Here is a 26818-nt window from a genome sequence, read left to right as displayed (position 1 = left end):
TAAATTCTATAAAAAGTTGAACCGATTTACAATCCTTTTTTATTTGGCTATTTTGACTTTAATTCCATCCTGCAAGGAAGAAAAAACAGTTGAACAGAAAGAAAACCAGAAGGAAGAACTTTCCCATTTCCCAATGATGGAGACAGGAGCTGAAAGCTCTAAACAAAAAGTTTGGATAGATTCTTCCACAGGGCATCAAATTGAAAAACTTGTTTTGAGAGATGGATCTAATCGCAGTTTCTATTTTCATAATAACCCCTTCCTAAAGTCTTCCGATGGAACTTCTGATATAATGATTTTTATGGGCGAGGTAGATAGTACCAATCAGTATTTCTCGGTAAATCTTAAGACTAAAGATGTAGACCAAATTACCAGCAACGAAGGAAGAAAAAGGGGTGAAATTGTTGGAAAAAAGACACGGAAAGTGTTTTATATGATTGCAGATAGCGTTTTCGCTACCCATATAGATACACATAAAACCGATTTCATTTATAAATTCGATGATGATGTCATAGGTTCTGTTACTACACTAAATGCCGACGAAACTTTATTGGGAGGGGCCTTAATTACAAAGGAGGAAAATGAAATTTTCAAGAAAAATCCGAGTAAATCTAGCTATTTTGAAAAAATTTATGAGGCCAAATTAGAAAGAAGTCTCATCACCATTAATGTAAATTCTAAAGAATACAAGAATATTTATTCAGAGAAAGCTTGGTTAAACCATATCCAATTTTCCCCAACAGATCCTGAATTGTTGATGTATTGCCATGAAGGACCTTGGCATAAGGTAGATCGCATTTGGAATATCAATATTAATACTGGCGAAAATAGACTTATCCATAAAAGAAGTGTTCACAGGGAAATTGCAGGCCATGAATTTTTTAGCCCAAATGGTAGTACAATTTGGTTCGATTTACAAATTCCAAGAGGTGAAACTTTTTTCTTGGCAGGATATAATCTGGCAGATAACAAACTAACCAAATATGGTTTAAAAAGGGATGACTGGTCTATACACTATAATATCTCACCAGACCTAACAACTTTTGCTGGTGACGGTGGAGATGAGAGTCAAGTTGCCCATGCCAAGGATGGTATGTGGATTTATCATTTTAGACCTAATAAAGACAGTTTGGTTTCTGAAAAATTAGTGAATATGAAAAACCACGACTATGAATTAGAACCAAACGTGCACTTCTCACCAGATGGCAAACAGATTATTTTTAGGGCTAATTTTGAGGGAGAATCCCAGATTTATGCAGTAGAATTATATCAATAGTAGGCATGAAATTAAAGATTAAACTCATATTTCTTATTACAATAATCTTAGGTGTTACACAGGCTGAGGCCCAAAATACTGAAGGTTGGCCAGATATAGAAAGTACGACCAAACCATGGACTCGTTGGTGGTGGATGGGAAATGCCGTAGATAAGAAAAACATAAAAAGGTCCTTAACTGAATTTAAAAATGTTGGATTGGGAGGTGTTGAAATAACTCCCATTTATGGGGTGAAGGGAGAAGAGAAAAACAATCTGATTTTTCTTTCTAAAGAATGGATAGAACTTTTGGATTACACCATAAAGATTGCCGACAGTTTAGAATTAGGGGTAGATATGACGCTTGGTACAGGTTGGCCTTATGGAGGCCCACAAGTAACAGAGGAGTACGCTGCTACCAAATTGATCATAGATAAAACCTTGCTTCCAAAAGGGGAAAAACTTAAGTTGAAAATCCAACCAGATAACCCGAAAGAGCAAAAATCTTCAAAATTAAAGTATTTGTTGGCCTTTGGTGTTGATGGAGCGGTTTTAGACCTAACATCTCAGATCAAAGGAGGTGAATTGGTATGGGAAAAGAAAAAATCAGATTTTACCCTTTATGAAGTTTACATTGGAAAAACTAACCAGAAAGTAAAGCGGGCTGCTCCTGGAGGTGCCGGCCTTACTTTAGACCATTATTCCCAACAGGCTTTAGATTCTTATGTAAAGCCGTTCGACGAGGCATTTGAAAGTTTAAATCATAAATTAAGGGCAATCTTTAATGACAGTTATGAGGTGTATGGAACTGATTTTACCCCTCAATTTTTTGAAGAATTCGAGGCCAGAAGAGGTTACGATCTTAAGGGAAAATTAGATTTGCTATTAGATTCAGTTCCATCTAATGAAGGGAATCGTGTACGTAGTGATTATAGGGAAACGTTGTCGGATTTGTTATTGAACGATTTTGACAAACCTTGGGATAAATGGGCAAATAATCACGGTTTTAAAACAAAATTGCAAGCACACGGCTCACCGGGCAATCTAATAGATTTATATGCTTCAGCAGATATTCCCGAATGTGAAACATTTGGCTCTATGCCTTATGACATTCCAAATTTCAGAAGGGAGAAGGAGGATGTACGGGAAGGTGATGCAGACCCTATTATGTTGAAATTTTCTTCTTCTGCCGCTCATATATCAGGAAAACCTTTGGTGTCTTCTGAAACTTTTACATGGTTAAGAGACCATTTTAAGACTGCATTATCTCAATGCAAACCTGAGGTGGAAGACTTGTTGCTCAATGGTGTAAATCATGTTTTTTTACACGGCTCAACATATTCTCCTGAAAGGGCGGTTTGGCCAGGCTGGAAGTTTTATGCATCGGTTAATTTTAATTCTACAAATCCAATTTGGGAAGATGCAGATGCTCTTTTTGGTTATATAGCGAGATGCCAATCGATGCTCCAACTTGGAAAGCCAGACAATGACTTGTTGGTTTATTGGCCAATTTATGATGTGTGGGACAGCTATTTAAAGGGAGATTTATTTTTTCAGTTTAAAATTCACTCTTTAAACGAATGGTTGTTAGATACTGAATTTTATAAGATCTCAAAAGCTTTAATGTCGGCGGGGTATGGTGTCGATTTTACCTCAGATGATTTTGTCTCTAAAGCAAGTGTGGAAAATGGACTTATTGTTTTGCCAGGAGGAAAATATAAAGGATTAGTTATTCCAGATTGCAACAAAATGCCAATCAGGACCTTTAATAAATTGCTCGAATTGAAGAAGTCCGGCGCTAATATCATATTTCAAGGAATGCCTGAATCGGTTCCAGGTTACTTTGAATATAAAGAGAAAGAATCCAAACTTTTGAAATTGATAGAGGATTCAAAAGATTTAGTCTTACCGTCAAACAATATTATTGGTGATTTGGAGAAGGCTTCAATAACTCCAGAATCCATAGTGGATTATGGTTTAAAATATATTAGAAGGGATGTTAATGGTGAAAAAGTCTATTATTTGGTCAACCACACACGCACTGGTGTTTCAGCCTTTATACCTCTAAATTTAATGGCTGAGGAGGTTGTAATTTATGATCCTCTTACTGGTAATTATGGAAAAGCGGAAACAAGAATAGGGAATGGAAAGACTAAGGTTTATGTTGACATTCCATCTGGTACATCTTTAATCCTGAAAAGCTCTAAAGTTTCTAACGTTTCAAAATGGAATAATTATGCAGTTTCTGATAAACCATTCCAACTAAACCAAAAATGGAAATTAAATTTTATTACGGGAGGACCAAAAATTCCTTCAGAAATAGAACTTGATGAGTTGAAATCTTGGACTGAACTTGGTGGTGAAGCAGCTGAATTTTCTGGTTCAGCAGAATATAAAATTGAATTCCAAAAGCCAGATATAGAAGCAGATAATTGGCAATTAAATTTGGGTGATGTAAGGGAGAGTGCTGAAGTTTGGCTTAACGGTAAATTCTTGGGTACGGCTTGGTCAGTACCTTTTGCAATTCAAACAGGCGCATTAAACGACACAAATTTATTGGTTGTTAAAGTCTCCAATTTGGCCGCTAACAGAATAAGGGCGAAGGAAATGAGGGGAGAGGAATGGAAAATATTTGAAGAAATTAATATGGTTAACAAAGATTACAAACCTTTTGATGCAACGTTGTGGGCGCCAATGCCCTCTGGTTTATTAGGTCCTGTGACTATTACTCCATTGAAAAAAATTCAATTTAACTAATCTAACAAGCAATGTTTAAACAGCTCATACTTATAACAGCTCTACTTTTCGGACTATCTTCATTGGGTCAAACTCTTGACCGAAAGGAAGTTCTAAATCATCTAATTGTAGCCAATAAATATTTTATGGAAAAATGGCCAGATGTAGGCAAAACTATTGTAACAAATAGGGAGCGACCAAGCAACATTTGGACTCGAGGTGTGTATTACGAAGGCCTTATGGCTCTTTATGGAATTTATCCCAAAGAAGAATATTACAAATATGCCTATGATTGGTCAGAATTTCACGGTTGGGGATTTAGGAACGGAAATGCAAACCGCAACGCAGATGATTATTGTGCTGCCCAAACTTATATTGATTTATACAATTTAGAACCAGATTCTAAAAAGTTAAGAAATACATTGGCGTTAACGGATATGTTGTTGAATACGCCACAACTTGACGATTGGTCTTGGATTGATGCCATACAAATGGGAATGCCCGTGTTTGCAAAACTTGGTGTTCTGAAAAATGATGCTCGTTATTTCGAGAAAATGTATGAAATGTATATGTATACCAGGAATAAGCATGGAGATAATGGTTTGTTTAATGATAAAGATGGCTTGTGGTGGCGCGATGCAGATTTTGATCCTCCTTATAAAGAACCCAATGGTGAAGATTGTTATTGGAGTCGCGGTAATGGATGGGTTATAGGCGCCCTTGCAAAAGTGCTATCCATTATACCAGAAAATGCCCCGCATAGACAACAATATATTTCTGATTTAAAGGCTATGGCTGAAGCATTGGCCAAAGTACAGCGAACGGATGGCTTTTGGAATGTAAGCCTTCACGATCCAAATCATTATGGAGGTAAGGAGACGTCCGGAACAGCCTTGTTTGTTTATGGAATGGCTTATGGTGTAAATAATGGTATTTTAGACAAAGACACTTATATGCCACTTATATTGAAAGGCTGGAACGCAATGACCAAATTAGCATTGCACGAAAATGGCTTTTTGGGGTATCTACAGTCAACGGGGAAAGAACCATCAGAAGGACAACCTTTGTCTTATGATAAGATTCCAGATTTTGAAGACTATGGTTTGGGGTGTTTCTTATTAGCCGGAGCAGAAATATATAGAATGGACCATTAATGGTTAATTGTTATAGCTATTCAATTTCTTTTGGGTTGCTGAATTTCTAAAATCTTTAAAGAATATAGATCAATAGAAAAACATATTCTTACAGCATGGGGAATTACTTTAAGATTTTGTTTACTGACAGTTATATTTTCGTACTGTTAGCTTTTAGTTGTAATACCTCAGAAACAGCAACCTCCAACCCTACAGATTTTGAAATTGTAACCGAGCAAACTCAAACTGCAATTGTATACCAGTTTGGAAAAGGTTTAGACTCAATTTCATCTCATTTATTGGCGAAGGATATTTATGCCATATCCGGATATAAACCTACGGTATCCAATTCATTGGAGGGTTTAGAAGGAAATGTCATAATAATTGGCACAATTGGTAGTGAATTGTTAAATCCTCTGCTAAACCAAAATGATTTTCCAAATACGTTTACAAATCAATGGGAAAGCTATTTGTATAAAACTATAAATGCCCCCACTGAAAAAATCAGCAAGGCGTTTGTAATTGGAGGTACGGATGCTAGAGGAACAGCTTTTGGTGTGTTTTCACTTTCAGAAAAACTTGGTGTTTCTCCTTGGTATTGGTGGGCGGATGTTCCAATTAGGAAATCTGAAAATCTGATATTGGCGCAAAAGGATTTTTTCAGCGATGAGCCAACCGTTAAATACAGAGGGATATTTTTAAATGATGAAGACTGGGGATTGCAACCTTGGGCAGCCGATACGTTTGAGCCTGAAATAGGTGATATCGGACCTAAGACCTATTCCAAAATATTTGAGCTTCTTCTCCGATTAAAGGCTAATACTATTTGGCCCGCAATGCACCCAAGTACTAAAGCTTTCTTTCATTATCCTGGAAATGCTAAAATGGCTAGTTTGTATAATATCGTTATTGGAACTTCCCATGCCGAACCTATGTTGAGAAACAATGTTGATGAGTGGGAGGAAGAAACAATGGGCCATTTTGATTATAAAAACAATAGGGATGCTGTACATACCTATTGGGAAACCCGAGTTAAAGAATCCAAAAATATAGATGCTATTTATTCCATGGGAATGAGAGGGGTGCATGATAGTGGTATGGAGGGAGTTAACAGTAAGGAGGAGGCTGTAAGTTTATTGGATGACATAATTTCCGATCAACGAAATATGCTTGAAACAAATATTAATGAATCGGTGAGTGAAATACCCCAAGCTTTTACAATTTATAAAGAGGTATTAGACTTATACAAAAACGGTTTGGTTATCCCAGAAGATATAACTCTTGTTTGGACAGATGATAATTACGGTTATATAAGAGCCTTAAGCAACTCTGAAGAACAAAAGCGAAAAGGAGGGTCTGGCGTTTACTATCATGCATCTTATTGGGGGAGGCCACACGATTACCTTTGGTTGAGTTCTACCAATCCTGCTTTGATGAGAGAAGAAATGATAAAAGCCTATACCCTTAATAATAAGCAAATTTGGATTTTAAATGTTGGAGATATCAAACCGTTAGAATATAATACTCAACTTTTCTTAGACATGGCTTATAATGCCAAGGCCTTTTTCAAATCGAAGTCCATTAAAACCCATCAACAAAAGTTTTATACAGAAATTTTTGGTGAGGAATTTGGAAATAAAATAGAGGAAATTAAAACCAAATATTATCAATTAGCCTTTGAACGCCGACCAGAATTTATGGGGTGGAGCCAAACGGAACCAACCACACCCATTAATAATACTAGTTATGTTCCATTTATAAATGGTGATGAAATTCAGTTGAGATTAGAATCTTACCAGAATCTGGAAAATGAATTAGAACAAATTGAACCCCAAATCCCTAATGAAAGGAAAAGTTCTTTTTATCAATTAGTTGGATACCCCGTAAAGGCGGCTTCTAGCATGAACCAAAAATTCTTGTATAGAGATAAGGCATTGGCATATGCAAATCAAGGAAGGTTGAGTTCATTAAAGTATAAAAAACTGGCACACGATTCATATAAGAAGATTGTTGAACTGACGGAGACTTACAACGAATTATCAAATGGAAAATGGAGAGGAATTATGTATATGAAACCAAGGGAGCTTCCTGTTTTTGATGATCCTATTATCGATTTGAAAATTAAAGAAACAGAGGAAATTATGGGAATTTCTCCTGAAACAGAATTTTCCGATATGAATGCCGCTATGAGACTTCCGAAATTTTATCTAAATGACACGCAAAGTCATTTTTTGGATTTATATCTAACCACAGAAAAAATTGCTTCTTGGCAAATAACGAACAAACCTAGTTGGATTGTGGTAGATGAGGTTTCGGGTGAATTGAATCCTTCTGGCATTTCAGAAAAACGCTTATTTTTCTCAATAGACTGGAAAGATTGGATTAATTCTGGTTCAACTGAGAAGGGTAAATTTACTATTGCAACTGAACAATTTGAAAAAGACATCCAGATTAATTTATCAGATAGCTATAAAACAGCTCCTCTCAATTCAATTGTGGAGAAAAATGGTATGGCCGTTATTTACGCTGAACACTTTTCAAAAATACTTCCTTCTGAAACCTTTCAGTGGAATACTATAACTGGATTAGGTCATACTTCTAATGTTATCCAATCTGAACCCCTATCGCAAAACTTTTCAATTACGGATTTTAAAAACTCTGCTATAGCGGAGTATGAAATTTATACTGAAAATTTAAATGAAAATGCTGTTCTTTCCATAGTTGCATTGCCTAATCATGCTGTTACAACCGATGGGGAGTTAAGAATTGGGGTGCAATTCAATGACGGACCTATTGAGGTTGTAAATTTTAAGACAGAAGGTCGTAGCGAGACTTGGAAGATAAATGTATTAAGTAATAAAGCAATTCAATATATCAAGGCGCCAATTTCTGAAGTTGGGAAACAAACTATTAAAATTTATAGTTTAGACCCTGCAGTAATTATTGATTATATTGTTTTAAATAATAGCGGAACTATAACCTTACCGTATAAATTAATGCCCGAAACAAGGATTAATTTAAAAGCTAATGAAGATGATTAATATAGAAATCAAATCCGTGTCAAAATTAACTTTAGTTATATCTATTATCGGTTTTCTGTTATCGTCCAACTTATGGTCTCAAACAGAAATTATAGAGCTCTGGCCTAAAGGAATTCCAAATTCAATTAATAACAGCGATTATAAAGAGCAGCCCAAAATTGCGGAAAATGGTATTTTAACAAGCACTTCAATGGTTTCTATACCTACCTTATCAATATTCTTGGCGGATCCTAAAATTACAAATGGAAGTGCAGTGGTGATTTTTCCTGGGGGTGGGTATAAGCATTTATCAATGGATAAAGAAGGGTCAAAAATTGCTAAATGGTTTAATTCTATTGGGATCTCTGCTTTTGTACTTAAGTATAGACTACCAAGTGATTTAATTATGAAGGACAAACGGATAGGTCCTCTACAAGATGCTCAAGAAGCTATTAGAATGGTAAGAAGAAATGCGAGCAAATGGAAATTAGATCCAAATAAAATAGGGATTATAGGATTTTCAGCGGGGGGACATTTGGCCTCCACGCTTTCCACTCAATACAATGAAAGGGTATATGAGGCCGATCAAACGAGTGCAAAGCCAGATTTTTCAATATTGATGTATCCAGTTATATCTATGGATAATAATATTACCCATATGGGTTCCAAAGAAAATTTATTAGGTAAAACACCGTCAGTGGAGGATATTCAGAACTATTCTAATGAGTTAGGAGTGGATGAAAATACTCCGGCGACTTTCTTGGTCCATGCAACAGATGATGGGGCGGTACTTGTAGAAAATAGCATCAATTATTATATGGCGCTTAAAGAACATGGTGTAACTGCCGAAATGCATGTTTATGAAGATGGGGGGCATGGTTTTGGTTTGGGTAGGGATGGAACAAATAACACTTGGCCACAAGCTTGTGAAAAATGGTTAAAAGCAAACGACATAATTCCTTCCAATCAGAGTTATGTTTTCACCTATTTTAAAGGAAATGGAGAGGATGGTTTGCATCTGGCATACAGTAGGGATGGTTTAATCTGGAATCCATTAAATAATGACCAATCCGTTCTGATCCCTAGGGTTGGCAAGGACAATTTAATGCGAGACCCTTGCATAATTAAAGGAGGTGATGGAATGTATCATATGGTCTGGACGGTTAGTTGGACAGATAAAGGGATTGGATACGCTAATTCTCCAGATTTAATTCATTGGTCGGAACAGCAGTTTTTACCTGTTATGACACATGAATCTGGGACGAGAAACACTTGGGCTCCAGAAATCACCTATGATCAAGAAGACAATTTGTTTATGATTTACTGGTCCAGCACCATTCAAGGGAAGTTTCCTGAAACTCAGAGTAAGGAAGAAAATGGATACAACCACCGTATTTATTATACCACAACCAAGGACTTCAAAACTTTTGCAGATACTAAACTTTTATATGAACCTGGTTTTAATGTTATAGACGCTTCCATTGTGAAAAATGGAAACAGCTTTCTAATGTTTTTAAAAAATGAAACCCGCAATCCTGTTGAAAAAAACATTAGGATAGCGACTTCAACCCATTTAACGGGACCCTATTCTATCGCCAGTACTCCAATTACTGGAGATTATTGGGCGGAAGGCCCCACTGCTTTGGAAAGGGACGGAGTATGGCGCGTTTATTTCGATAAATACATTGAAAAGAGCTACGGCGCCGTTGAATCTTCCGATTTAAAAAATTGGAAGGATATTTCAGAAAATATTGTATTTCCTAAAGGTGCTAGGCACGGAACGGTAATCCAAGTTGATGCGTCAGTTTTAAACCAGTTAATAACCTATTTCAAATAGATTTTTCGGTTCTGGACTAAAGATGATTGGCTTAATTCTATCTAAAAACTGATTACGATTTCCTCTTTTTGGAATTTTTATTTCTGTTACCATGGCCATTAGAAGCACTTTTCCATTTACTTTTTTTAGAACTTGCGTTGTTTTTAAGTTGGTGGAATTCTGCTGATCCGGGTTTTATTCCTAATTGTTTAGCAATATAGCCCCATCCTTTGGCTTTATCTTTTTCATAAACTCTTAGTACATCAACATAAGAACGTCTAGTTAATCTAGCAATTTCTAGGGTTAGGAAGATTTCACCTGGTATTAGATGAAGTTCCGATCTCATATAATCAATTTTCTGTACAGGGATATTGAAGGATACACTGAGCTCTTGTTTAAAAGAAATATAATTGGAAGTTCCTTGGCGGTTAATGCTGTGTAAGTCACTTTCTAATTGGGCATTTCCAATATTAAAAGAGACTTGTGGAAAGACAGAAAATGTTAGAAAAAATAAAAGTATTGAAAAGGTAGTTTTCATAATGTAGGTTGTTAGGTTAAGATTTGGGTTGCAAGTAAATATACGAGAAAAATTGCTTTATGGATTTTTTAGCCTTCACGGACCCTCCTTTTAGTAGTTAATAATGTTAATTTCGATTATAGACTGATAAATAGTATATTAGTAAAAAGAAAGATTATTTCTCACCCTGAGAATCAGCTTAAGCAGGCAGGAACCAAACAATGAATTCCGAGTATGCTTAAATGCTAAATCCTCCCATGGAATCAAATTTTTAGCAAAATTTACATTATCGGATTTTTAACATTAACCTGCTAATTTTTTACTTTTCATGAAATCATTATTCAGTTTATTCCCTTTTTTGGTGTTAATAGGTTTACTTATTCCTCAATTTAATGAAGAGCCAAAAACACAAAAGAAAACTTCGTTACTTCCATCTCTTTTTAAACAGACAATTTGCGGAACATATATTAAAAATACTTCAGGAATTATTTATCCCCATCAGCATTGCGTAACTCCTGTAACTAGTATAGCTGACAACCTGCCAAGTCCTGGCCTAATGGAAGGAGTTGGTTATAGTAATTTAAAAATCACCACTAATTCAGATTTAGCACAAACTTATTTCAACCAAGGCCTAGCCCTTATGTACGATTTTTGGCGTTTTGAAGCATATAGGTCTTTCAAGCATGTAACAGAATTAGATAGTACCGCCGCTATGGGTTATTGGGGCATGGCAATCTCATTGATGAGGCATCCTGACCCAACGCTCAAAAAGGGCCAAATGGATGCCATGAAAATGGCAGAATCGCTTTCCGCCAAGTTGTCCGATAAAGAGCAAAAGTATATCAAGGCTCTTAAGCTGATGCTAGAGGAAGAAGACGAACAAAAAGCTAAAGAGAAATTTACACAGGTGATGCAAGAGGTGATTTTGGAATATCCAGAGGATGTTGATGCCAAACTTATCTTGTGGAATAATGGACTGGACTATGATTATGAACCATACGGAAGACCTAAAAAGCATACTTTGATTGCTGAATATCTCCTGAGAGATCTTTTAAATACCCATCCTAATCACCCGGGGGTAAATCATTTTTGGATTCATCAAATGGAGCAAACCGCACCGGAACAAGCTCTCCAAAGCGCCAAAAAATTAGCCACATTAACACCTAATTCTGGCCATATGGTACATATGCCTGGGCATATATATTACAATCTTGGGGATTACGAGAAAGCGAGAGAGCACTTTTTAAACTCTTTAAAAGTAGATTCGATTTATCTAGCCTCGGCAAATTTAAGTCCGGCTTATAATTGGAACTTTGGGCACAATCTACGTTTTCTTACTGCAAATTCTGCCGAACAAGGTAGGGTTAAGGAGGCATATCGTTGGCAAGAACGTTTACTTGATACAACGAAATGGACCCACGACCGGAAAGATCCTATACATATTCGAGTGAGTACAATAAATTTTTATATGGCTACTATTGGACGTGCAGAACTTTGGTTAAAATTTAGGGATTGGGATAGGGCTGTGTCAACCTTAAATGAACTAAACAAGAATGAGAAATTCATGGAAGGGTTGCCCATAAAAAAACCTATAGTAAATAGTTTGTTGAATTTTTTTAAGGGTATGCAGGCCGTAGAAAACGGAAAATTTACTCTTGCAGATCAATATGCGAATGAATTAGATGCCGAAAACTATAGAACGATGATTAACGGGGAAGAACTTGATGAGAATGAATCTGTAAAGAGCATTTTTGAAAGTCCAATCAATCGATATTCCCTGTTGTTACAAGCTGAAATAGCTTCACCAAAAAAGGGGGAATTTAAAAAGGCAGAACAACTTTTTCTAAAAGCTCTGAAAGTTGAAAATTCTCAAGAATATTCAGACCCACCTTTGTATTGGATGCAAACCGAGGAAATGATGGGTTGGTTTTATTTAAAGCATGAAAAATGGGAAAAGGCAAGAGAAATGTTTTCCAAAGCTTTAGAAAATAGTCCCAATAGCGGTTATATTCTTTATGGACTGGCTGAATTAGAACGAGCTCAAGGAAATAAAAGAGAGACTACCATCGCATATGAAAAATTTCTAGAGGCATGGAAACATGCAGATAATGATCTTCCCTCTGTGATTCGGGCCAAAAGCTGGCTAAAGTAATACCTGCATAATTGCGACGGATATAGAGTTAATGAGTTGAATTTTGCATACAATTCCTTAATCTTTACATTAGAATAGTCAAACAAGCCTTATTAAAGGTATCTTTATGTAATTCTGGGGAATAAGAAATTAGAACAAAATTTATTCGATAAAAATGAAACTTAATTTTCCTTGCATCACAATTGCTTTTAGTCTTTTACTTAATTTTCATTTACAGGCTCAAACCGAAGATAAAAGCCTCCTAGACAAGAACTCCGCCTTTGTTGCCCTTTTAGTTTCCTACAGCAATACAAAAAAAGAAAACAATAAAAATTTGTTGGAAAATGTAATTTCTTCAGATGTTTCTAATTTTTCAATTAAGTCGGCTGGAGGTTATTTTTTACAGAACCATTTTGCGGTTGGATTGGGTTTAGATTATTCGTCTGAAAATGAAGATTCAGAAAATGTGAATACTTTTGGGCCAAACACCTTTCTGGATCGCAGCCTAAAATCTTTTGCAATTACGCCTTTTGTAAGATATTATATTCCCGTTGGCGCTAATAACAGATTTTTTCTTTTTACCCAAACCGGACTCGAATTTGGCTTTGGAAACGGCGACGAGACAAGTACAACAGGTGAGGATGTAACGACGGCTGACATTAAAAACCGTAATTATGGAATTGCCTTTACACCGGGAGTAATTTTAATCGTGCAAAAAGGTTTCGCTTTTGAAGTGAATGTAGGTGTTTTAGGATTTCAACATTCTAAAGAAACGGTGACACCTTCTGATGAGGAAGAAACAGTTATAACTCGAACAAATTTTAATCTAGATATTGATCTTTTAAGTTTAAACTTGGGAATTTCCTATTACTTCTAGGCTAGTTTTTTTGCGGTTATTATGGTGTGAATGTCATATTCGTTTTCAGAAGTTTTATAATTCACCTTGAACATTTTAAAATCACTAAAATCATTTAGGACCAAATAGTCCATCAAAACAGTTAATTGATGGTAATAAAAGTAAACCCTTCCAGCATTTCCAGATTTGAAACCAGATTTTGACGATTCTCCTTCAACAAAACTCAAATAGATCAGGCCATTTTCTTCAAGTAAGTTAGAAGATTCAGAAATAAATTTTTTACTCTCAGTGGGTGAAAAATAAGGCAAACAGAACCCTGCAACAATGCCATCAAAAGTGCTATTTAATTCGGTTAAATTTCGGCTGTCCATAACTAAAAACCTTGCGGACGGGTTATTTTTTTGAGCCAAATTGACCATATTGGGAGCAATGTCTATTCCTAAAATTTCAAAATCTGTTCGTTGTTCTAACAGATATTTAGTAATGTTTCCTGGTCCGCAGCCAACATCCAATAATTTGGCCTTTGGCTTTTTAATTATTTTGCAGACATAATCATAGGTCTCATTATACAAATCTAAATGCATAAACTTGTCTTGGTACATTGAGGCAATGTTGTTCCAAGTTTCAAAAGTTTCTTTATCGGCGCCCCTAGGTTTTTCCATATCTAAATCCAAATGCTCATTTGAATAATTTGGTCAATTTTCAGCTTAGATTTTTTTCTTATTTCGGCTTTAATTGGAAGGATGTAAGTATCCTTTTTGGTGTCAAACCAAATTGAAGTTTCCCAGATAATCTCTCCAATTTTAGCAAAGGCCTTCATTCTTCCCCAACCCTCTTCTTGCCATTTTAAATGTTCCCTGATTTCAATAGATAGTTTTTTTGGTAGAGATACAAAGTACCAACCACCAGGTGACGCGTGTTGCCACATTTTTGCATCATAATCGTATTTAATTTTTCCTTTCAGTAGGGAGTAATCTAATTTGTTGCCACAATTCAATGATGCAATCAATTTTTTAAATGGATAAAACTTAAATGTAAGAACTATAAATTTTATCACAAATTAAGCTAGAGAATCTGTTATAAATGATCGCTTGGCCTTGGGATAATCCATAAACATTGTCTTTCTTTAAAAACATCCAACGGTTATTTTAATTTATATTTTCCAATTAGAATTGAGGCTTACGTTCTTCATTTTTAAACCTTTTTCTTACAATTCTTCTAAATAGTTTTATTCCATTAGCGCTATAATACGAAGTGGGGCCCCGCTACCATCTTTTATTTTCATTGGTAATGCAATCACATCAAAGCCTTTGTTTGGCAATTGTTCCAAATTTGTAAGATTTTCAAAGGCCGGAATATTTTGTGAAAGTAAAATAACATGACTTTCGAAATATTGAGATTGTCCGAAATCAATACTTGGAGTATCAATGCCAATTGCATTGATACTTCGGTTATCTACTAACCAACGTGCGGCTTCCGCAGAAAGCCCAGGAAAATGAAGTTTCTTTATTGCCTCTTCACCGCGTTCATCTGTCCCTAAATATTTTATCTTATTTGGGTAGAATTTTGAATGTCCTGTTTGCAATAAAATGATGCTTCCTTCAGGGATTTGGATATTTTCTTGAATTTCCCATTCCCTTATATCATCAATGGTGATTAAATAATCTGGATTATTGATTGACTTTGATGAAACGTCTATTTTAATTGCCTTCCCAATTAAATTTTCGATTGGGATTTCATGTACGGATTGTCCCCCTTTGGCAAAATGAATGGGGGCATCAATATGGGTTCCCCCATGTTCAGCGGTGCTAAAGTCATTAGCAGAATAATAATAACCTTTATCGGTCTGGCCATTGAATACGGTATCTAATTTAAATTCTTTAGCCGTAACCCAATAAACGGTTTCATCTGAATAAGCATGTGAAAGATCCACCAATTTTCTTTCTGAAATATCCTTGGGAATAGAAGGTTGAGATTCTTCTGAGTTGCTTTTTTGATGGTTGCAGGCAACCAAAAAAATGAACATTGTCAATACCAATGTTATACTGTTAATTTGTTTTTCCATGAGCTAAAATTTAATTTGTCTAAAAAACTTTATCATTGGTTGGGGTTATTATTCTCTAACAAGTTTAACAATTCCTCATTTCCATTTAGCTTAATTTTATATAATCCGATTTTTTGATAAAGATCTGAAACACGTCGATTTGCGGCCGCCAAGTAGGTGTCGTTTTGTAAATAGTCATTTTGATTCAATAAGGCAATACTTCTTGAAATCTCTTCATCAGTGAGATTGGGGCTGCAATCATCTAAAATTTGATTTCCACCCTTTTCTTGGTCGACTTTGTTCCAGATTTCACAGGCATCCCTAATTTTTTCTTGTACGTCATATGGGATATGGCTTCTTGCTAAATCTCTATAGTCGGTTACCTTAAACCAAACCCTCATATATACATCGGTTTCATCATAATAAAGTCCAATTCTTTTACGCAGATTTTTATTTGGAATGAGTTTTATGTTTCCAGTGGAAATAAGTTCGTCATAGGTGTCTCGTACATTGCGGTACATCCATTGTTGAGAAGCTTGATAAAAATCAATTAAGAATTGGGAATCTAAGGCATTTGATTTGTCAGTTAGCGTATTAACGACATTTTTGGCATGCTGTTCGACTTTACTATAGTATTCAATTCTTTCAAGCAAGATTGTTTTTTCACTTAGAAGGTCTTCTTTTAAACGTTCATGAAAGATTTCGGCTTCCATTTTTGCGATGCGATCCTGGTTCCAATTGTTAACTTGCAACGCAATCAATATTCCTATCACAACAAGGATAATTTCTCCGAATGCATATTTGAGATACTTTCCAGTCTTATTTTCCTCCATAAGGTCAAATCTAATTTGTCGAAAAAATTTTAACATTTGGTTGGTTTCAGGTTTTCCGTCCTCCTTAATTGTTTGTCATAATCAATTGTTAGTTATGCCAAAGTTCAAGATGCCGAAGAAAAGGATCTTTAATGTTTAATTAGATTTATGAACTTCCAATTCAATTTCAACCATAAATTCTGGCAACGCTAATTCTTTTACTCCAACCCAAGTGCCAGTAGGGAAATGATTCTTGTATATTTCATTTCTATAGACGGATTTTTCAAGGAACACGGGCATGTTGGTCGTAAATACATTTTCTACTACAACGTCGTCAAATGTGCAACCAAAATGGTTCAAAACCTTTTCCAGGTCTGCGTAACAGTTTTTCATTTGCTGTTCAACATCTCCAATTGCAGTTGGATTTCCTTCATCGTCCATACTTACAGCTCCTGAAATTTTGATTGTATTTCCAATTTTCACGGCATGGGAATATCCATAAGCCTTTTCTACTTCTGGCCGCAGCAAAAAATATTCAGGTTTTTCAGGTTGAATAATTACCTCTGTTTCTGCTTCTTCAATTTCTTCTTTTTGTGTTTGCTCGCAGCTTTGGAACCCTGTTGTTAAAACAAAAGTGAATGCCAATAAGGTAATTAGGTTGGTTAGTTTTTTCATAAGGTTGGTTGTTTAATTGCCTACTTTGTTCGGGTTTCAGCTTCCCCGTTATTTTATGAATTTCATTATTCTAATTTTTAAATTTAAAAGCCATGCAGCTCAATAAGATGATAAATGTTTTCTTAATAAGATAGGTAAGAACTTTTGATATCATTAGACTAAATTGTAAATTATTAATGTTTGAATTATACTCATTGCCCAATGACTAATTGTAAAAAGGCTTAACAGTTTGATAATCTTAATTCTCGGGAGAGAACTAAGATAATAAAATGTAGGTACTTTGAAGAGTGCTAATTCCTAATGTAATAGGAATAGGAAATAGATTGTAGCATGGAATTACAAATAATTCTGCGGATAGAATTAACGGGAATTTAAATCAATTCAGAGGTTACCTCAATAACTTTTCCTGATTCGTTAAATACAATAACTAATTCATAGTGATCCAGAATTCCAAAATTGTCGGGATCAGGAACTAGATAACAGATGGTGTTTGTGCTTTGTTTATAACCGCACTCCCCATCGTTCTCCCCAAGAATTATAAGCACCTCAGTTTTGTCTTTTCCAATAAGGACGTTTTGCCTTAAGTCGTTAACCATTCTATATCGGGAATCGACATTTTCAATCCAGTCGTTAGAATTAAAATCTTTGGATCTCCACAAGGGATTTATTAATACATAACAGATACCAATAAATAGGGAAGTCCAAATTATGGGCATTAACAAGGTTGCTAAAAAAGTGTAGGTTTTTAGGTTCTTTACTGCAATTTTCCTTTTCAAATACTTCTTATACAAAAAATAGGAAGGAATTAGAAACAAAACCTCAATCATTAGAAAAATGATAATAAGCTTGATCATTCTATATTTGACCTAAGAATTATTCCTGTTATTGATCTTCATCATTTTTTGATTTCTTCAGCAATTAAGTCAACCAATTCTCCAATACATTGAACTAAATTTTTATGCATTCCTGCCAAAAATCCGTTATTCATTAGCGAAAGTCTTTGGCCGTTTTTAAATACCTCGTTGTTGTGTTGCGAATTGGCATCAACGATATGACTTCTATTTTTCCGCAAGTTCCTTAAGCCTATTCAAGGCTCTTGGCCAAGTGGAATTAAAATAATCTAAATAGTCCTCTGTTATATCGGTTTCAATTGTTACGGTTGTAACACCGTTCGTTTCTTGGAATGAGTAATTTTCTAATCCACCAGCCCATTTTTCAACTTCTGGCCCCTCAGTAATTTCATTGTCGCCATCTAAGATTCCAAAATGTCTTATAGAAACAAAGCTGAATGGAATGTTTTCGGCAATTTCAGAAACCATCCCTCCTTTTTTGCCATTTTCATCCGTTCCTATAAAGTAAATTTTTGATCCCTTTTCCCAATTTCCTTCATAGGTGGAGGTGGGGTTAAATTCAGCTGTCCACTGCTCATAGGTTTCAATATTTTTAATACCAAGCATGGTGTTATAAACTTTTTCCGCAGAGGCGTTGATGTCTTTCTTATATTGGAGTTTTTTCATGGTTAATGTATTGGATAATTTACTTTGTAGTATTTAAACGATTCTTCTATTCAGCATTAGTTAAGGCAAGCATTTGTTTTCCATTCCAAAAAAGGGTGGAGTCTGTTATAATCATCTATTATACAAATACGTTAATGTCTTTATTATGGTTTCTGGATAAGCGGAATAATGTCCTCCATCTAAAACAAATTTTTTCAGTTGGATTTGGTTATTTGAATTCAGTATTTCGAAAAGGGATTCGCCGCCTGTTTTTTGATTTTCACTTTCCGAACTTCCATACTCCACGAATATTTTTTGGTCGTTTAGACTGGCTATACTCTCAGCAAGTTTGGGATCTTTTAAAAGATTAAAATCATCAAACCAAAGCGATGGACTTGAGATCCCAATCCTCTTAAACAACTTTGGATGTTCTTTCAATACCCAGGTAGTAAATAAGCCTCCAAACGAGTACCCGAATAAGCCACGATCAGATGGGTCCACAGGGTAATGTTCCTCAACATATGGAATTAGTTCTTTGCTTATAAAATTCAAAAAATTCTTTGATCCTGAGACTTTATTTGGATCAGTTTGAGGAGGCAAAAAATCTTCTTTCCTTAGTTCTGACCACTCATTTTCAGTCGCCATAAAAGAAATACCAATCAAAATCACAGGTTCGATTTCCTTATAATAACTCAGCCAATCTCCGGCTTGGTTAAAAAAATCAACGTTTAACCAACCATCGGTATAATAAAGCAAAGGATACTTTTTCCCAGGAATCAAAGAATCTATTGCATAGGTAACATGCATGATGTATTCCCTGTCCTTTGCATAATTAGACTTGATACTGAAAGTTTGTGTAGGTTTGGATTTTGAATAGCTATCAGCTTTCAACTGCTTCGGTTGGGCGTAGCAAACGTGGCCTGAAATTGAAATCAACAGAACAATTGAAATCAATTTTAAAGTTACAATTTTCTTACCCATGAAGTAAAATAGTTTCCATCGATTAGTTAAATCGAATCCAGTTTTAATTACTATCTAATATACTAAAATACAGTTGCTTTGATGTGAAATAAAATTCATATGAACTTATAAATCAAGCGGTTTTAACGCAAAGGATAATCGACTTATTGAATCTCTTTATTTTTTCTTATCTGGGAACCAAGTGTCTCGAAGTATTTTCCATTCCCTATCATCCTTTACCCAAACCAGTAGGTACCGTCCACTACTAACTAACGTTCCATCTGAATAATACCATGCCCCGGTTCCATCCTCTACAAGCAATTGTTCATTACCCCACAAATGGTTGGTTTTGAAACTTGAGCCTGTTATGTTGTTTCGGATATTGGCCCCAAAGGTTTTAATAATATTTTCCCTGCCAACAATAGATGGAATAATTTCGGCATCTTCGGCATACATATTTCCCAATGCGATAGAATCTCCATTTCGTAAATAATTTTCGTAATCACGAATGCGTAATTCAATTTCTTTTTCCAGAGTTGCCATATCCTTAGTTTGAGGTTGGATATTCTCGTTGTTCGCTTTTTGATTACAACCACTGAATAAATACAGTGCTATTAATAGAGAAAATAACAGTGTGAATTTTTTCATTTTAGTCTATTTGGTTGGTTATATGAAGTTAATTCAATTGAGGTGGTTTTCTATGCTTAGTACCCTGTTCATACCCATAAGCCAATTTTATTAGCACTCCTTCATCATACATTCTTCCCAAAAATTGAATTCCTGCGGGGAGATTGTTGGTTGTAAATCCCATCGGAACGGTAAAAGCTGGTTGACCAGTATGGGGACTGATAACTTGACTATTATCCCCTTTGTATTCTTCTTGAAATCTATCTATTCTTGCGGGCTTATTATTCCAAGTTGGATATACGATAGCATCCAGTTTTAGGGAATCCATCACTTGTCTAATTGCAACTCTAAAATCAATCCGCCTAGAATCTTCATAGGCATTAAGGCAAGGTACGAGAATATCACCCCACCTATCTGTTTTATTTGCATAACCTTCAAGTCTACTTTTGGCAAATTCAGAATTTGTGCCAATTTTAATAATATCTTCAATGGTTTTAAGAGAATCTGAATGAACATAATCGATCAAAAAATCCTCTACATCTTGTTTGAAGGTGCTACACCACTGATCCTTCCGGAGTTCTTCAAAATTTGATACCCTGACTGAATCCACCACTTCAGCCCCTAAGGAGCTAAGATCAGCCAACGCTTTGTTGAATAAAGTTGCAATTTCAGGGTCAGTATTCCCTTCCATTAACTGCCTTAACACACCAATTCTAGATCCTTCCAATCCATTTTTAACCAAAAACTGTTGGTAATCATTACGAGTGTTTCCTTTTGAATATTCTGTAATGGGATCTTTTGGATCATTGCCAATCATTACTTCCATTACTCTGGTAGCATCTGCTACGGAGCGACACATGGGGCCAACAACGTCATTGCGCAACATTAAGGGGACTATTCCACTTCTGCTTACGAGGCCCAAGGTGGTTCTGAAACCCACCAAAGAGCAATGTGAAGAAGGACCTCTTATGGAGTTGCCTGTGTCTGTACCTAACCCAACGGTTCCAAAGTTAGCTGCAATTGAAGCCGCTGTTCCACCGCTAGATCCGGCGGGAACATAATCTAGATTATAAGGATTCCTAGTGGTGCCCTGAGTTGAGCTTTCAGAATGCATGGGAGAAAATGCCCATTCAGCCATGTTAGATTTTGCAATGATAATGGCTCCAGCATCCTTTAATTTTTTAATGATGAAGGCATCTTCTTCCGGATAATAATTTGCCAAGGCAATAGAACCAGCGGTTGTCGGAATCCCTTTAACATTGATATTGTCCTTTACGATTATTGGAATACCGTGAAGAGGCCTCAAATCTTTACTTTTTTGAAATTCGTCATCTAGACCTTTAGCAACTTCCAAGGCTTCTGGGTTGATGAAAGTGATTGAATTTATAGAGGAATCTAGCTTATGGATGCGTTCGATATAAGCTTTTACTAGTTCTTGACAAGTGTATGTTCCGGCAAGATAGTCTTGATGAATTTGCTCTATGGTTATTTCCTCAAGATTTATAGTAGTCTCTTTTTCTGGTGTGTTTTTACAGCTGAAAAGAATTATGGCAAACAATAAAGCAGATAAGAATTTCATATGGTATGCTGAATTACAAGAATTTGTCTTAAACGGTTTGCTTAAGGCTGCAATACAATTTACTGAAATCTAAGATAGTATAAAGCAGTTGATTTGTTTAGTGATGGCATCGCAATTATATCATGTTAACAATTATTCTAGTTGAACTATATTTTAAGGACTAGAATGATTAAGCATTTCTATTGGATTAATTACTTAAAGTTTAAGTTTGAATCCTTGCCTTTCTAACATTCCAGTTAAAAGAACCACAAACAATGCATAAATGAATGATTTTATCAGTCCAATAATGCCAATGTAAAGTGGTTCGGGCAGATTAATTCCAATTAATTGAATTGAAGGGTCAATAATGTAAGGGAGCATATAACAAGTAAATGTTGCAGTTCCAGCTGCAGAAATTAAACTTGCCCATTTGGTTTTTCCTTTTAAATCTGCAACGACATGAATTATTGCAAACACAATAAATCCAATCCCTGCACATATTCCTAGCCAAGAAGGTGTACCCAATATTTTGGAAATACCCCATATGGGTCTTGTTAAAAGTCCAAAGGCTAGGCAAATAGAACCTACGGCAACGAGGGTTATAGGAGTAAAATATTCTTTCTTTGTTGACAGATTTTTAACGACTAAAGTTGCTATAATTCCAGCAGATGTAAAGGCTGGTATTGTTCCGCTGTAAATCGGTTGTAAAAAAAACAAACTATCTGGCAAAGGTGGCAAGCCTATAGAAAACTCTAAGGCGGCAAGGGTCGTAAATAGGAGGAATACTCCTGCCATAAAAGCTAGATTCCCTTTAAAAGACAAAAAGAGCAGTACATTAATTAGATAGGCCCAGCCGATAAGACCTAAAATTCCCCACCACTGCGTGGTCATCCATAATTCTCCATGTTCACCACCTTTATAAATTATGGCTAAAAAAACAAAAAGGACTACCCCAAATAATTGTAGAGGAAGGTGCCATTTTTTAGGTACTGGGCTCCGATTCCAATTCATCCAAATAAACCCTACCCCTAGGGCCATGATAATGCAAAAAAGAAAGCGATTTATAAGTAAACTTTCAGCATGAATCGTTTCATAATTAACCATAAAAACCCCGATGATTATTAATGAGGCTGATCGTATAAGGGTATGTTTTCCAATATGCCAATACGATTGTCCTTTTCTCCTGCGATGTTCAATTGCAAGTGGAATACTTAGGCCTACAATGAATAGAAATAAAGGGAAAATAATATCAGAGAACCCCAAATAATCCTCTGAGGCTTCAGCGTGCTGTAACCATTTAGGAATCTTCTTAAGAGTCCAGAAGTCGTTGACCCATATCATGAGTAACATAGTAAGTGATCTGAGAATATCGATTGATGCAAGCCTTTTATTTTCCATATAAATTTTCAGCAACGCAACGGTTTGTAAAAAGTAGCCTTGCGTTGGTTGAAACTAAGATAGTAAAATGAGGGAATTTTGGTTGAAGAGCTTATTCCGATTATAACATAAGAAAAGCGAAACAGTAGTTTCAATTTATAAACGGATGTGCGTTATACCTTTAACTGGAATACTATTTTTTTAATTCAGTTCTTATTAAATCAATTATAGTTGTGGTTTTTTCTTTAACCCCTGTCGACTGGTCATTTGTGTAGGCCGTATAACTAATCAACTGTAATAAATAGTCTTCAAAATCTGGATGACTTAATAAATTTTTATAGTCCGATTTTTGAACTAGATTTTTCATAGTATCGTAATTATTAACTTCACCCATAGTTATTTTGGCTCTTAATTCTTTGTCATCTAAAAGTACCATCATCATCCGCCCAATTTGATAGTTTTCTCTTAAAAAAGGAATTAATTGTTTTTCTGTTAAATCAAATATTGCCAATTCCTCTTCATTCAGTTCACTTAGAAAACTGGAATAGGATGAAACATTGTTTCTTAAATCTGTGTTTTCTATTAAATAGAGCTTACCAGAATTTATCAATTCATTACTCACACTAAGTTCTGGATCGAAGGTAGGTCTTATGGTAATCCTAAAGAGAAAAGCATCAAGACTATCTTGATCAATTGATTCAGGTTTTTCATTTTGATATTGTAAAAGTCTAAAACACGAATTCAACATTTCCTTTCTAATCTCGATCTTTTGATTGATTTGTTTTAAATTACTGGTATACTCTTTTAAAAGTTGTGATAAAATTTGATGTTCTTGTTTTTTATTTAACCTCTCTTGATTCCAGTTATTAATTTGAAGGGCAATTAATATTCCAATAACAACAAGGACGATTTCTCCGATAGCATAGGTTAGATATTTTCCGAACTTATTTTCTGCCAGCATTTTTTGTCTAATTTTTCTAAAGAATTTTATCATAGGTTATTGATAAGTCATAATTTGAAACCGTTCGTATCTGAGCCGTTTCAATCGCTCATTTACATTGTTGTGCTTCGTTATTTTTTCAAGTTATTAACTATTGATTTTCTCAATTCTTGAGCCTCTTCCATTACCCGATTTAATCTAATGTTATAGAAGTAAATATTGTCTTTAATATTGATTAAATAAGAAAGAATATTGGCTTTATCTTCTCGGTTTAATTCGATTTTTATTGGCCAATTATTTTCTCTTCCTATAATTTGAGTTATTGTTGATTTGTTGAAAATTAATTTAACTGAAATATCTGTAAACTCTCGCGTCAATCCCTTAATCCGCAAGGCTGTACCAGTTTTTAACTCTTCGTTTTGCTGGTAGTAGTATGTAAGTTTTTGTCTTAAGGTATCATTTTGTATTAGTCCAATATTTTCTGCTTGTAACATATTTGTATAGGCAGCATTATTTTGTTCAAAAACGTTATACTCGCTATTGGATTGAAAATTTTTCGCTATCACCTGTGTGATTTCATCATCCCCCTCAAAGTCCATTAATGGATTTATGGTATCATCCAAAAGCGAGTCTTTTATTTGATTGAAATTTAATATTTCATTTATTTTGGTAATATCGCCTTCAAGATTTGTAATAATTTCATTTAGATAATGATTTTCTTTTTTAAGGAGAATGCGATTTTCATTCCAATTATTAATCTGCAAGGCAATTAAAATTCCAACAACAACCAATATTATTTCTCCAATTGCATAAATAAGATACTTACTGAAATTGTTTTCAGACAGAAATTTTTGTCGGATTCTCCGGAAGAATTTAATCATTAGAGGTTAGTTTCTCTAAAGATATAATATTTAATGGATTGCATTTTCTTAATAATGAAGCACAACGGTTTGGCTATGATTCCGTTGCGAGGAAATTCGGTAGAATTTCGGAGTAGAAATCGAACCAAGTTAAAGTTACTGTTTTTTGGTTTATTACCATAGCGAGCAATGGATTATAGCTTTTGTTGGCAGTAGTTATTTTTGAAAGAGTATTGGGTTTAAAATAGAATTTATATTTTCTCCTACATTAACACCAGGACACCAAGTTTTCAAATCATTCATTTGCCCTTTGTTTTCTGGCTTTTTCAATATCATATCTTTATCCATGTAGATAATTGTCATTACTTTTCGAGTTTCTTTAGAAATATTAGCACCTGCTCTATGGAAAATCCATCCCGAATGAAAGCTAACTTCGCCAATATCAAATGGCTCTATAATGTGAGGAAAATTATTTATTTTAAGATTGTTTCTAATCACTTGTTCGCTTTCATCACTAATTGATAATTCTCTTCCTAACTTGATCTTTTGACTTCCTGCGCTAAATTCAAGTGGTCCCATCTCTAAAGGAGTTTTTTGTAAAGGAATCCAAATCGTAATTGTTTTATTAGAAGACAAAGGCCAATAATGTTGGTCGGCATGCCAAGGTGTAATTCCTCCTCCTGATTCTTTGAAAAGTGCTTGGTCATGATAAATTCTTACTCCGTCAATCTGCATTAAATCAGTTGCAATTTTTGCTAAACGTTCACTAAATATTAGCTTTTTAATTTGCTCATCTTGTGTCCAAAGATTGAATAATTGAAGGAATGCTTTCCCATAAATATCACGTTCTTCAATAGGGATTTCGATTTTATTCAATTCTGAGACTTTTTCAGAAATTATTGAATTAAAATAGTTTATTATCTCAGGTGTTAAAACGTCTTTTATTTTAATAAACTCATTTTCTTTATAGAAATCTATTTGCTCTTGTTTTATTTCATAAAATTCCTCTAAAATGCTTAAATCCATTTCGTTTTATTAATTACTGCCAACGGTTAGGCTATGATTTCGTTGTGGAATTTCACGCAGTGAACATTCCGCCCGAAATCTTACAATGGCTTGAAGTTAAGGATTTCCGTTTAGGAAATCCTGCCACAATGAATTATAGCCAATGTTGTGCTTTCGTTATTTTAACTTTTTTATTTCATTTTCTATTTGATCGGAAATTTGCTGATAAAAATCATTTGATTGATTGGTAACATTCTCAATAAACCAATAATTCTGATTTTTCAGTGTCTTTAAAAAATATCTAAACTCTGAATCTTTTTTTAGCTGCTCATAGTCGTTAGGAATCATTTCACTTTGTGGACTATCGACTCTACCCGACCACATTTGATTAAAATGTTTACTAAATATTGTTCTTGAGGCGTTATCTATATTATCCGCATATCGTTTAGTGAAATTTGTCGCCAAATTTTCAGCATATCGATAGTAGCTAATGATATCAGACCTTAATTCTGCATTGGATATTAGATTTAGATCTTTAGATTTTAAAGCTTCATAAGTTGAAAAGTCATAAGACAAACCCCAATCAACAGCTATATTTGCAAAATGGTATTTTAAAGAATCTCTATATGGGAGGTCGTTTTCCATATATGCTATCAAGTAATCCATAGATTTTCTTGCCTTATCGTATACTTTCGTACTGCTATTACGATAGATAGAATCTGCATAAAGACTTTCTTTAAAATCCAATAGTATTTTTAACTCTTGAGTTTTTAGTCTCCTGTTTTCATTCCAATTATTAATCTGTACTGCTATTAAAATTCCAATAACAACAAGAACTATTTCTCCAATAGCATATTTCAGATACTTTCCAGTTTTGTTTTCCACAAGTAAGTTTTGTCTAATTTTTCTAAAGAATTTTATCATTGGTTAGCGGTTGGTTATAATGAAGCACGACGTATGGATAAACGCACAATTGCGTTTATTTCTTTTATATCGCAATT

23 protein-coding genes are annotated in these 26818 nt (G+C 34.9%); 7 read left to right on the top strand and 16 right to left on the bottom strand.

The features are described from left to right. The first annotated feature begins 16 nt into the window (after window positions 1-16). From ISU00_RS04945 to ISU00_RS04925, 5 genes are all read left to right on the top strand, one after another. Window positions 17-1276: an oligogalacturonate lyase family protein gene (locus tag ISU00_RS04945; RefSeq protein ID WP_228852936.1), complete on the top strand. Its 1260-nt coding sequence runs from the start codon at window positions 17-19 to the stop codon at window positions 1274-1276. A gap of 5 nt (window positions 1277-1281) precedes the next feature. Continuing rightward, complete coding sequence (locus ISU00_RS04940) at window positions 1282-4011, top strand: glycosyl hydrolase (protein WP_228852935.1); 2730 nt, start codon at window positions 1282-1284, stop codon at window positions 4009-4011. Between the two features lie 11 nt (window positions 4012-4022). Next, entirely contained in the window at window positions 4023-5144 is a 1122-nt protein-coding gene (locus ISU00_RS04935; RefSeq protein ID WP_228852934.1) for a glycoside hydrolase family 88/105 protein, read from the top strand. Window positions 5145-5239: 95 nt separating this feature from the next. Continuing rightward, window positions 5240-8164, top strand: coding sequence for a glycosyl hydrolase 115 family protein (locus ISU00_RS04930; protein ID WP_228852933.1), 2925 nt, complete (start codon window positions 5240-5242; stop codon window positions 8162-8164). Further along, a complete protein-coding gene (locus ISU00_RS04925; protein WP_228852932.1) occupies window positions 8157-9980 on the top strand; it encodes a prolyl oligopeptidase family serine peptidase in 1824 nt (607 codons plus the stop codon). Before ISU00_RS04930 ends, ISU00_RS04925 begins: the two co-directional genes overlap by 8 nt. Before the next feature lie 52 nt (window positions 9981-10032). Here the strand turns inward: ISU00_RS04925 and ISU00_RS04920 are convergent, their stop codons facing one another. Then, complete coding sequence (locus tag ISU00_RS04920; protein WP_228852931.1) at window positions 10033-10497, bottom strand: hypothetical protein; 465 nt, start codon at window positions 10495-10497, stop codon at window positions 10033-10035. Between the two features lie 307 nt (window positions 10498-10804). On the opposite strand from ISU00_RS04920, the gene ISU00_RS04915 reads away from it, so the two are divergent. Beyond that, window positions 10805-12628, top strand: a complete 1824-nt coding sequence (locus tag ISU00_RS04915) for a tetratricopeptide repeat protein (protein WP_228852930.1) — start codon at window positions 10805-10807, stop codon at window positions 12626-12628. A 154-nt stretch (window positions 12629-12782) separates the two neighbouring features. Then, complete coding sequence (locus tag ISU00_RS04910; protein WP_228852929.1) at window positions 12783-13484, top strand: DUF3575 domain-containing protein; 702 nt, start codon at window positions 12783-12785, stop codon at window positions 13482-13484. Here ISU00_RS04910 and ISU00_RS04905 read toward each other — a convergent pair. From ISU00_RS04905 to ISU00_RS04835, 15 genes are all read right to left on the bottom strand, one after another. Then, window positions 13481-14137 carry a class I SAM-dependent methyltransferase gene (locus ISU00_RS04905; protein ID WP_228852928.1) on the bottom strand — a complete coding sequence of 219 codons (657 nt, stop codon included), beginning with the start codon at window positions 14135-14137 and terminating at the stop codon, window positions 13481-13483. The two genes, ISU00_RS04910 and ISU00_RS04905, sit on opposite strands and share 4 nt — an antisense overlap. Then, window positions 14128-14520, bottom strand: coding sequence for a DUF1905 domain-containing protein (locus ISU00_RS04900; protein WP_228852927.1), 393 nt, complete (start codon window positions 14518-14520; stop codon window positions 14128-14130). The genes ISU00_RS04905 and ISU00_RS04900 overlap by 10 nt, the downstream gene beginning before the upstream one ends. Before the next feature lie 171 nt (window positions 14521-14691). Next, complete coding sequence (locus ISU00_RS04895; protein ID WP_228852926.1) at window positions 14692-15528, bottom strand: cyclase family protein; 837 nt, start codon at window positions 15526-15528, stop codon at window positions 14692-14694. A 32-nt stretch (window positions 15529-15560) separates the two neighbouring features. Then, complete coding sequence (locus ISU00_RS04890; RefSeq protein ID WP_228852925.1) at window positions 15561-16340, bottom strand: DUF6090 family protein; 780 nt, start codon at window positions 16338-16340, stop codon at window positions 15561-15563. Between the two features lie 135 nt (window positions 16341-16475). After that, the gene (locus ISU00_RS04885) at window positions 16476-16994 is read right to left on the bottom strand and encodes a RidA family protein (protein WP_228852924.1); all 519 of its coding nucleotides are present in this window, start codon (window positions 16992-16994) and stop codon (window positions 16476-16478) included. 371 nt (window positions 16995-17365) lie between these two features. Further along, the gene (locus ISU00_RS04880; RefSeq protein WP_228852923.1) at window positions 17366-17848 is read right to left on the bottom strand and encodes a hypothetical protein; all 483 of its coding nucleotides are present in this window, start codon (window positions 17846-17848) and stop codon (window positions 17366-17368) included. A gap of 204 nt (window positions 17849-18052) precedes the next feature. Further along, the gene (locus ISU00_RS04875; protein WP_228852922.1) at window positions 18053-18511 is read right to left on the bottom strand and encodes an SRPBCC family protein; all 459 of its coding nucleotides are present in this window, start codon (window positions 18509-18511) and stop codon (window positions 18053-18055) included. A gap of 111 nt (window positions 18512-18622) precedes the next feature. Further along, window positions 18623-19471, bottom strand: a complete 849-nt coding sequence (locus ISU00_RS04870) for an alpha/beta hydrolase (RefSeq protein WP_228852921.1) — start codon at window positions 19469-19471, stop codon at window positions 18623-18625. A gap of 156 nt (window positions 19472-19627) precedes the next feature. Beyond that, on the bottom strand, window positions 19628-20098 hold the full coding sequence (locus ISU00_RS04865) for a YybH family protein (protein WP_228852920.1): 471 nt from the start codon (window positions 20096-20098) through the stop codon (window positions 19628-19630). A gap of 28 nt (window positions 20099-20126) precedes the next feature. Continuing rightward, window positions 20127-21656 (bottom strand): amidase, encoded by a 1530-nt coding sequence (locus ISU00_RS04860; protein WP_228852919.1) that lies wholly within the window; start codon window positions 21654-21656, stop codon window positions 20127-20129. A 195-nt stretch (window positions 21657-21851) separates the two neighbouring features. Next, window positions 21852-23033, bottom strand: a complete 1182-nt coding sequence (locus ISU00_RS04855; RefSeq protein WP_228852918.1) for a heparan-alpha-glucosaminide N-acetyltransferase domain-containing protein — start codon at window positions 23031-23033, stop codon at window positions 21852-21854. Window positions 23034-23205: 172 nt separating this feature from the next. After that, complete coding sequence (locus ISU00_RS04850) at window positions 23206-24006, bottom strand: DUF6090 family protein (RefSeq protein WP_228852917.1); 801 nt, start codon at window positions 24004-24006, stop codon at window positions 23206-23208. Window positions 24007-24083: 77 nt separating this feature from the next. Next, a complete protein-coding gene (locus tag ISU00_RS04845; RefSeq protein WP_228852916.1) occupies window positions 24084-24833 on the bottom strand; it encodes a DUF6090 family protein in 750 nt (249 codons plus the stop codon). 195 nt (window positions 24834-25028) lie between these two features. After that, entirely contained in the window at window positions 25029-25838 is an 810-nt protein-coding gene (locus tag ISU00_RS04840; RefSeq protein WP_228852915.1) for a phytanoyl-CoA dioxygenase family protein, read from the bottom strand. 156 nt (window positions 25839-25994) lie between these two features. After that, the gene (locus ISU00_RS04835) at window positions 25995-26741 is read right to left on the bottom strand and encodes a DUF6090 family protein (RefSeq protein ID WP_228852914.1); all 747 of its coding nucleotides are present in this window, start codon (window positions 26739-26741) and stop codon (window positions 25995-25997) included. Between the last annotated feature and the right edge of the window lie 77 nt (window positions 26742-26818).

The organism is Aegicerativicinus sediminis (assembly GCF_015476115.1).
Classification (GTDB): domain Bacteria; phylum Bacteroidota; class Bacteroidia; order Flavobacteriales; family Flavobacteriaceae; genus Aegicerativicinus; species Aegicerativicinus sediminis.
The sequence above is the reverse complement of the archived record's forward strand: the minus strand, read 5'-3'. Positions and strand labels throughout refer to the sequence as shown.